Here is an 8,749-nt window from a genome sequence, read left to right as displayed (position 1 = left end):
GTGTCGTTTTTGCCGTGAGTAATCTCATATGGAGTATAGAATAAATTCAAATTTGAATTTAGTGCGTATAGCAATAATGAAGTAACGGCTGCAACGCCTGCAATTAATGTCACGGCGAGCGTTAATCTCTTTTTACGTCTTGGATTCACGGTTATTACCTCTTGTTTCTTTCAGGCGTTGTTCACGCGTTATCTTTTTAGCTATTTCAATTAGCACTTTACGCTTTTGTCTAATGCTTAGGGTGATCAATGTTGCCAAGCAGCCAATTGTTACACCATAGGATAACCAAACGTAAAATGCATAACCGCCCATATCTAAAAAATCTTTGAATGAATCAAATTGCATTATTTTGCCTCCTCTGCGGTTGCTAAGTCTCTCACCCAAGGGCGCATACCATTTCGAGCAAGAATTTCTGTTCTATAACGGACGAGGGTAATGGCACCAATCATCATACCAAAACCAACAATGTTTATTAGCAGAGGGTATAGCATATCCGTCGACATGGTAGACTTCTCTGTTATTCTGATGGTCGACGGTTGATGCAAGCTGCTCCACCAATCGACAGAGTATTTAATAATTGGAATATTAATTACGCCGACAATAGCGAGGATACCAGATGCTCTAGCCGCGAGGACTTTGTCTTCAAATGACGCATACAGTGAGATCACGCCTAAGTATAAAAATAATAATACCAATTCAGATGTAAGGCGCGCATCCCATACCCACCAAGCACCCCACATAGGTTTACCCCATGCAGCCCCTGTAAATAATGCAATAAAGGTGATCACAGCGCCTATCGGTGCAATGGCTGCTGCAGCCCAATCAGCCGATTTTATTTGCCAGACTAAACCTATGAATGAAGCAATTGCCATACCCATGTAAGCAGCCATAGACATTGATGCTGCAGGTACATGGATAAAGATGATACGGTAGCTATCACCTTGTTGATAATCGGTTGGGGCAAATAATAATCCCCAAATACTGCCAGTACCGACCATTAATATTGCAAGAATGCTAAACCATGGCAACAAGGTGCCAGACAATTTATATGCCCGTTCAGGGTCTGCGTAAGAATGAAGCCATTTCCACATTAGTTTGTACTCACTCGTAAAGAGGCGCCAATTGCGAAAGGTGCCAAGATTAAAGAACCGACCAACATAGCTGCAAGTATCGCAAGTTGACCATCGTAAGCCATGTTAAGTCCCGCAGCATCAATTGCACTGGTGGCAAAAATGAGTACGGGTATATATAAAGGCAAAATCAGTAAGCTTAGTAGCACTCCACCTTTTCGAAGCCCTACTGTAAGTGCTACACCTATTGCCCCAAGGAGCGACAATATTGGTGTGCCCAATGCTAATGTCAACATTAAGGCACCATAACTATTGCTCTCTAAATGTAATAGTACGGCCAGTAGTGGTGCGACTAAAATCAGTGGTACACCGGTTAGAATCCAATGTGCAAGTACCTTAGCTAATACCATCAATGCTAATGGTTGTGGACTCAGTAGCATTTGTTCTAGGCTACCGTCGTTAAAGTCTGCTTTAAATAAGCGCTCCAACGACAGCATTGATGCTAGTAAGGCCGCAACCCATATAATTCCTGGAGCTACTCTAGTAAGCACCTGAGATTCTGGTCCAATTCCTAGAGGGAAAAGAGTCACCACTAGGATAAAAAATAATAATGGGTTAAAAATATCTCCGCGATGACGAATTGCAATTCTTAAATCACGTTGTAGTAGCGTCATGAATGCTGCGGTGTAGCTGATTCCTCGTTTCATTCAAATACCTTATACAAAGCGATAGTCGAGAGTGATTTTGCGAAGCATAGCATTACTAATAATGCTCATATCCTGATGTGTTGTTAGTATCACACATCCACCCGACTCGGCATGTTGAATAAAAAGTTGTTCTAGTTCTTCTACACCTTTTTTATCAATTGCAGTAAAAGGCTCATCAAGGATCCATATTTTACAATTGCTGTATTGTAATCTTGCCAATGCTGTTCGTCGATGTTGCCCTGCTGATAAATGACCCGCAAGCGCCTCTTCAAAACCGGTTAAATTGACTTTGGCCAAAATAGCAGTGGTATCAAAACCATCATAGCCACTGATTCTTAAATTGAAGTTAAGATTTTCTTCTGCAGTGAGCTCACTTTTGACCCCTGCTAAGTGCCCTAGGTACAAGAGGTCATGGTTAAATTCATCCCTGCATCTATTGATGTTTTCACCACAATATTCGACATCTCCTGCATAGGGGCGTGATAAACCTGCAATTATTCGTAATAGACTGGTTTTACCTGCACCATTAGGACCCTCAATTTGGACAATATCACCCGCATTGATATTAAAACTCAGTTCGTCAAATAAAATCCGATCTTCACGAATACAGGTTAATTCGTTGGCACTTAATAGTACTTGTGATTGGTTTGATATGGTCACTTATCCCTCTTATTATGCGTGAGGATGAATTCGAAAAGATATTAACACAAACACTTTTACCGGTTTAGCTTTGTCATGATTAAGTGCTAGCAATTTGATATGGTTCCAAAAAAGAAGATATAGTTTGAACTTTTTTAATGATTGCTAATATATTACCTGAACTACACAGATTGTCTCGATTTAGAGCCTAAGCTGAGATTGTTATCACAAAAAGATGAGTTTTTTTGCTACTTGTAGTAATCTAGCCATTGCTAAAAATGAGTCTGCCTTCTAAATCAAAGGGCAGCGCTAAGCTTGGTATATTTGCAATTAGGAACGATGAATATGAAAAAATTGTTAGTAATGACTGCAGCAGCTGCATTAACTTTGTCTGCAAATGTATTTGCTCAAGAAGGTGAAGCTATTTATAACAAAGCGTGTCAAGTATGTCACAGCATGGGTGTGGCTGGTGCGCCTAAAGTTCATGATACTGCGGCATGGGAACCACGCCTAGCAAAAGGTTTAGATGCCTTAGTGGGTTCGGTTAAGTCTGGTTTAAACGCTATGCCACCAGGTGGCATGTGTACTGACTGTACCGATGATGATTACAAAAACGCAATTCAGTTTATGTCTAAGTAATTTTCAACTAGATCCAAAAACCGGCTTTAATAGCCGGTTTTTTTATGGGTAAATATCGGTAATGTTAAGCTATAACCTTACTGATGCTGCCATTGTTATTGCACTAAGGTATCGAGTGTTAATGTTGCATTATCACCCACCTTGAGCGTTTTTATCGTGCCCTTTAAGTCACCAGACTGTGGTTTAACACTGCCATTTTTTGACAATACTGCAATGATTTCGACTTCCTGAACTGAACTCAGTTTCACATCACCCCCCATGGACGTACTGTCATCTAGAGTGATCGTTACCGGTAAGTTACTTGCACTAATTTTAGTCGCCGCCAGCGGCACTTTAGGGCCTTGAGTTGCCCGAGCAAAAATAAACACTGTATCTGAATCAGATACTTTATCAGCTAACTCCGGTGCAATAGTTACTTCAATTTCGACGGTTTTTGCATTACTCGTCACTGCTGACTTTGGTGTAGCATCACCAGACATTGCACCTGATGCTTCATTAAGGCGCATATTCGCTGACTCAATGGCATTCATTAATGCTGTTTTGTCGACATCATTTCGATCGCTGTCTAGGATCATTTGCCAAGCATCGATAGCCTTCCGGTAGTTCGCAGTAAAGAACGCATCCATACCAACGAGAAGCAGTGTTGAGGGATCTTGTGGATCTAATGCTAAAGATTGCTCAATGATGGCTTGAATAGCCGGTGTCATCTGCTGATTCGCTTTATAGTAAAGTGCAGTAGCTTTAGGCCCAAGAAGTTCAGCTTGCGTACCGACTAATTGCATGACTTTATCGAATGCGGCAACGGCTTTATCATATTGGTTAGCAGATATATAAGCATGTCCAAGACTAAACCACGCCTGACTATCCTCTGGCTGTGCTTCCACTTTAGCTTCCATCATCTGTACGCGTTGCGACATGATTTGTGCTGTGTCCATACCTTGATGTGGATTGCTTGCTTGGGGAGGATTCGCTAATTCTTTATAAGCACCGAGGTGTTGATATAAGTAACCTGAAATGGCCAATATGCACAGGGTCATAAAAGCAGGCCATAAGGCGCTCTTTGATTTGATTTCTACGTCAAGAGAGTCGTCACCTTTTTGGCTCATGTCTTGAAGTAGATTTATCTCTAGTTCTTTTTTTAATGCCTCAAATTCGACTTGGTCTAATAGATCGTCATTCAATTCCTTTTCAAGAATGGTTATACGTTCGGCAAAAAGTTCAAGGTTAGTTTGTCTACGGACACCAGACTCTTCAGCTCGCAATAGCTTTTGTTGACGAAAATGTGGAACCCAAATCATGATTAGGCCAATAAGTACGACAAGCGCAATAAATATCCAAAATGTGGTCATTGTTTCAATATTCACTTTTAGGTTAACAGAGAAAGCGGCTATACCGCAGTGCTTGGAATCTTGATTATACGGAAAGATTATTAATTGAATAGTAATATAAGGAAGATATGAATCCAAATCCTGAGAGTTGCGTACTGGTTCACAGATTGAATTGTTTGTCTTACTAATAGCGAAACTTTGTTAAGGTAATTGTGTCAGACAGGTTGTCATAAATTTTCGTTTTGATTGAATAGATGCTCATAATGAGACTAGTGACCCAATTTTGTACGAAAATGGCAGACAGAAGCCATCGCAAGTTCTAAAATGCGTTAAAATTCGTTTAAGCTAATGTGCGTATATTAGTTTCACCGCATTAAATAGTGCTACCGTGATTTGTCTGTTTCAGATCCGCTAATTTTTTAGACTAAGGAATACCCATGATTCCAGAACTTGGACATTTCTCGCTAATTCTCGGTTTGGCTTTTGCCTTACTGCTAGCTAGCGTGCCGTTATATGGTTCCGCCCGTAAAGACCAGTATCTCGTTCGTTATGCCTGGCCACTAACATACGGAATGTTTTTTTTCATCAGTCTTTCGGTTATTGCGTTAGGGTATAGTTTCGCTGTCGATGATTTCTCTGTGGCTTATGTCGCACATCATTCTAATTCTCAACTTCCAATATTCTTTAAAATTGCGGCAGTGTGGGGCGGGCATGAAGGGTCACTATTATTCTGGGTATTTGCGTTGTCTGTATGGACCGCATCGGTAGCCTTATTTAGTAAGGGATTAGAAGAAGTCTTTACTGCAAGGGTGCTATCAGTATTAGCGATGATTGTTGTCGGTTTCAGTTTATTTATGATCCTAACATCAAGTCCATTTGAACGGATCTTCCCTATCCCGCTAGAAGGTCGAGATTTAAACCCAATGTTGCAAGATGTGGGCTTAATCTTCCATCCGCCAATGTTGTATTTGGGGTATGTTGGTTTCTCGGTCTGTTTTGCTTTTGCTATTGCGGCTTTAATGAGTGGCAGGCTTGACTCCGCTTGGGCTCGTTGGAGTCGTCCTTGGACATTAGCGGCATGGATATTTTTAACCGGTGGTATTTCATTAGGTTCTTGGTGGGCATATTACGAATTAGGTTGGGGCGGTTGGTGGTTCTGGGACCCAGTTGAAAACGCATCATTTATGCCTTGGTTAGTGGGTACCGCTTTAGTGCACTCATTAATTGTGACCGAAAAGCGTGGCGCATTCCGTAACTGGACCGTACTACTGTCTATTTTTGCTTTCTCTTTAAGTTTACTCGGTACCTTTATTGTACGTTCAGGCGTACTTACTTCAGTGCATTCTTTTGCAGCAGATCCAAGCCGTGGTTTGTTTATCTTGTTGTTGCTAGGTATTGCCATTGGTGGTTCATTAACTTTGTTTGCCTTCCGTGCAAGCGAAATGAGTAGCCCAGCTCGATTTGAGCTTAAATCGAAAGAAACCATGTTGTTAATTTGTAATGTGCTTCTGACTGTTTCAGCTGGTACTGTTTTATTGGGTACCTTGTATCCTTTACTCATTGACGCTCTAGGCATGGGTAAGATTTCTGTTGGTCCTCCATATTTTAATGCGGTATTTGTACCTATCGTGTTAGTGCTATTTGGCTTTATGGGAATTGGTCCAATTATTCGCTGGAAAAAATCTAAAGCCGGTGAAATTAAAAGACAGTTACTCATTCCAGCCATTATTGCTTTAGTTGTTGGGGTAGCGGCGCCATTTGTTGCTGGTGGTCAGTTTAATGCTTGGGTAATGTGCGGTGTCGCCGCGACAACATGGATCATGCTATCAACTTTCCGTGCCGCTTATAATATGGTGAGCAATAAAGAGGGTGGCATCAGTCTTAACCGAATCGGGCGTAGTCAGCTCGGCATGCTCTTTGCCCACTTTGGCATCGCGGTATCGGTAATGGGGGCAACAATTGTCTCTAATTATTCGATCGAGAAAAGCGTACGCATGGGACCTGGAATAAGCCAAGAACTAGCAGGTTATACATTTAAGTATTTAGAAACTAAAAATGTCGTCGGTCCTAACTATACTGCGCAACAAGGTCAAATTGAGATTTATAAAGATGATGAATTTATCACTTTATTAAAACCTGACCGTCGTCAGTACAATGTGCGCACTATGGATATGACTGAAGCGGGTATTGATTGGGGCTTGTTCCGTGACTTATATGTCACTATGGGCGACCCAATTAATTTAACTGAGTTTGCTGTGCGTCTTAACTACAAGCCGTTTGTACGTTGGTTGTGGTTTGGTTCGATCTTTATGATGATTGGTGGCTTCTTAGCAGCATCAGATAAACGTTATCGTGTGAAGCAAGTTGCTACAGAAGAAGCAGTAAAAGCAAAATTAGCGACAGCTTAATTAACTCGGAGACATTATGAAGAAGTTTGTACTGTTTATACCTTTGGTTATATTTTTAGGTATGGGCGTGTTTTTATATCAAGGATTATTTCTCAATCCTAAAGTGCTCGATTCTGCATTAGAAGGAAAGCCTGTCCCGGCTTTCCAGCTCGAGCGTTTGGAAGTACCTAGTGAAGTCTTGACTGAGAAAGATTTGCCCGCAAAAGTATTGATGTTGAACTTTTGGGCGACTTGGTGTCCAGCATGTAAATATGAACATCCTTATTTAATGATGTTATCTAAGCGTAATTTGTTACCTATATACGGCATCAACTATCGTGACGAACGAGCATTAGCTGTTAAAGAGTTAACGACTCAAGGCGATCCATACACAGTTAATATCTATGATAAGGATGGTCGCTTGGGCCTCGACCTTGGGGTTTATGGCGCACCAGAAACCTTCATTGTTGATCATAACGGTATTATTCGTTATCGCTATGCTGGTCCCATTGACCAAACGGTTTGGACACAAACCTTGTATCCGATGATCCAGCAATTACAAGCTGAAGCAAAACTTGATGGGGCATCGTAATGAAATATATATTTAAAATGATGTTGGCTTGTACTAGTTTACTTTTTTCTCTGAACGTATTGGCTACTCCAGTCGATACCTATGAGTTTAAATCAGTAGATAATCAGCAAAGGGCCTTGTCACTCGCACATCAGTTGCGTTGTCCACAGTGTCAGAATCAAAACTTAGTCGATTCAAATTCTCCTGTTGCGCAAGATTTACGTCTTGAAGTCTATAAAATGGTAGATAATGGCAAGTCAGACTCAGACATCATCGAATTTATGACTAGTCGCTACGGTGACTTTGTTTTGTATAATCCTAAGTTAGACTCAAAAACCTACCTTTTATGGCTTGGTCCATTTGGGTTACTTATTTTGGGACTGTTTATTGGCTTTATCTTTGTGCGAAAACAACGGATCCAAGCAACAGAATCGACAACTTTGTCGGCAGAGCAGCAAGCCGAATTAGATGCGTTATTAAATCGTAATAAAGCGGCTAAATAACAGATTGGAGTATTAACTTTGAAACAGTGGTTTGCGTTTATCTTCACTAGCTTCTTTCTTATGGTTATTGCAAGTGGTGTTAATGCATATCCCGGCATGCAAGCTGCGGCTGAGCAAACCACTGATTCAACGCTTGAGCGAATCAATATATTGCCGCAGCCATTTCCGGTAGCGCTAGTCGATTTTAGCGATATCGTTGGTGAGCCGGTTAACTTTGACCAATATAAGGGCAAAGTCGTCGTTATTAATCTTTGGGCTACTTGGTGCCCACCCTGTGTCAGAGAACTTCCTGCACTCAACCGATTAGATCAAACTCTAGATGCTGCACATTTTGCACTATTACCTATTTCGATTGATGCTGAAGCCGTGGCTATTGTGCAACCATTTTTAGAATCCCTTGGTTTACCCACATTTAACTCGTATTTTGATCCGCAACAACGACTACGTGATGTTTTCCCACTGGATACCATTCCTGCGACATTTATCTTAAATGAACAAGGTGATCTGGTGGCTTATGTGCGTTCTTATGTCGATTGGGATGATAAAAATGTCATTAGCTTTCTTGAACAGTTTCGTAAAGGCACTAAAAAAGTACAATAAATAGTCATAATATGACTTAAAATACGAAAAAGGATCGCTTTTGGTGAAAAGATCGCCAAGCGATCCTTTTTTGTTTAAAAAGGCCTTGCACTAAATCTTAAGCTGCCTATAATGCGCATCCACTGACACGGCAGACAGCGAAAGCGGTTACCGAGTTAGGTTGAATTAAGTGCTTCAAAACACTGGATTCAAGGCGAAAAGAAAGTTTGAAAAAACACTTGACGCCGACACGGGAAAGCGTAGAATACGCACCCCAAGCCAACGACCTAGCGTCTTACGGCGATGTCTGAAAAATCGACATCACG

Annotated in this window: 11 protein-coding genes; 5 read left to right on the top strand and 6 right to left on the bottom strand. The window is 41.1% G+C overall.

What is annotated here, in order from left to right; genetic code table 11:
* The 5 genes from H5185_RS19640 to ccmA form a co-directional block, all read right to left on the bottom strand.
* A partial coding sequence (locus H5185_RS19640; protein WP_182742932.1) for a cytochrome c maturation protein CcmE occupies nt 1–149 on the bottom strand: 149 nt, incomplete at its 3' end.
* Complete coding sequence (ccmD, locus tag H5185_RS19635) at nt 133–345, bottom strand: heme exporter protein CcmD (RefSeq protein ID WP_124017680.1); 213 nt, start codon at nt 343–345, stop codon at nt 133–135. The genes ccmD and H5185_RS19640, both read right to left, overlap by 17 nt.
* Nucleotides 345–1,091, bottom strand: coding sequence for a heme ABC transporter permease (locus H5185_RS19630; protein WP_124017679.1), 747 nt, complete (start codon nt 1,089–1,091; stop codon nt 345–347). The genes ccmD and H5185_RS19630 overlap by 1 nt, the downstream gene beginning before the upstream one ends.
* Entirely contained in the window at nt 1,091–1,777 is a 687-nt protein-coding gene (gene ccmB / locus H5185_RS19625) for a heme exporter protein CcmB (protein WP_124017678.1), read from the bottom strand. Before ccmB ends, H5185_RS19630 begins: the two co-directional genes overlap by 1 nt.
* Nucleotides 1,778–1,786: 9 nt before the next feature.
* The gene (gene ccmA, locus H5185_RS19620) at nt 1,787–2,437 is read right to left on the bottom strand and encodes a cytochrome c biogenesis heme-transporting ATPase CcmA (protein WP_124017677.1); all 651 of its coding nucleotides are present in this window, start codon (nt 2,435–2,437) and stop codon (nt 1,787–1,789) included.
* Between the two features lie 324 nt (nt 2,438–2,761).
* Here ccmA and H5185_RS19615 point away from each other — a divergent pair, with 324 nt between their 5' ends.
* Complete coding sequence (locus tag H5185_RS19615; protein WP_124017676.1) at nt 2,762–3,055, top strand: cytochrome c5 family protein; 294 nt, start codon at nt 2,762–2,764, stop codon at nt 3,053–3,055.
* A 95-nt stretch (nt 3,056–3,150) separates the two neighbouring features.
* On the opposite strand, the gene ccmI is transcribed toward H5185_RS19615, so the two are convergent.
* On the bottom strand, nt 3,151–4,404 hold the full coding sequence (gene ccmI, locus H5185_RS19610) for a c-type cytochrome biogenesis protein CcmI (protein WP_182723866.1): 1,254 nt from the start codon (nt 4,402–4,404) through the stop codon (nt 3,151–3,153).
* Between the two features lie 416 nt (nt 4,405–4,820).
* Between ccmI and H5185_RS19605 the strand changes: the two genes are divergently transcribed.
* From H5185_RS19605 to H5185_RS19590, 4 genes are read left to right on the top strand one after another with little or no spacing between them, the layout of a single operon-like run.
* Nucleotides 4,821–6,791: a heme lyase CcmF/NrfE family subunit gene (locus tag H5185_RS19605; protein ID WP_124017674.1), complete on the top strand. Its 1,971-nt coding sequence runs from the start codon at nt 4,821–4,823 to the stop codon at nt 6,789–6,791.
* Nucleotides 6,792–6,807: 16 nt separating this feature from the next.
* Nucleotides 6,808–7,362 (top strand): DsbE family thiol:disulfide interchange protein, encoded by a 555-nt coding sequence (locus H5185_RS19600; protein WP_124017673.1) that lies wholly within the window; start codon nt 6,808–6,810, stop codon nt 7,360–7,362.
* Nucleotides 7,362–7,844 (top strand): heme lyase NrfEFG subunit NrfF, encoded by a 483-nt coding sequence (gene nrfF / locus H5185_RS19595; protein ID WP_182723867.1) that lies wholly within the window; start codon nt 7,362–7,364, stop codon nt 7,842–7,844. The genes H5185_RS19600 and nrfF overlap by 1 nt, the downstream gene beginning before the upstream one ends.
* A 60-nt stretch (nt 7,845–7,904) precedes the next feature.
* Nucleotides 7,905–8,444, top strand: coding sequence for a TlpA disulfide reductase family protein (locus tag H5185_RS19590; protein WP_182723868.1), 540 nt, complete (start codon nt 7,905–7,907; stop codon nt 8,442–8,444).
* The last annotated feature ends 305 nt before the right edge of the window (nt 8,445–8,749 follow it).

The organism is Shewanella sp. SG44-6 (genome assembly GCF_014164185.1).
Taxonomy (GTDB): Bacteria; Pseudomonadota; Gammaproteobacteria; order Enterobacterales; family Shewanellaceae; genus Shewanella; species Shewanella vesiculosa.
Note: the sequence above shows the minus strand (reverse complement) of the source record. Positions and strands in the feature narration are given on the sequence as shown.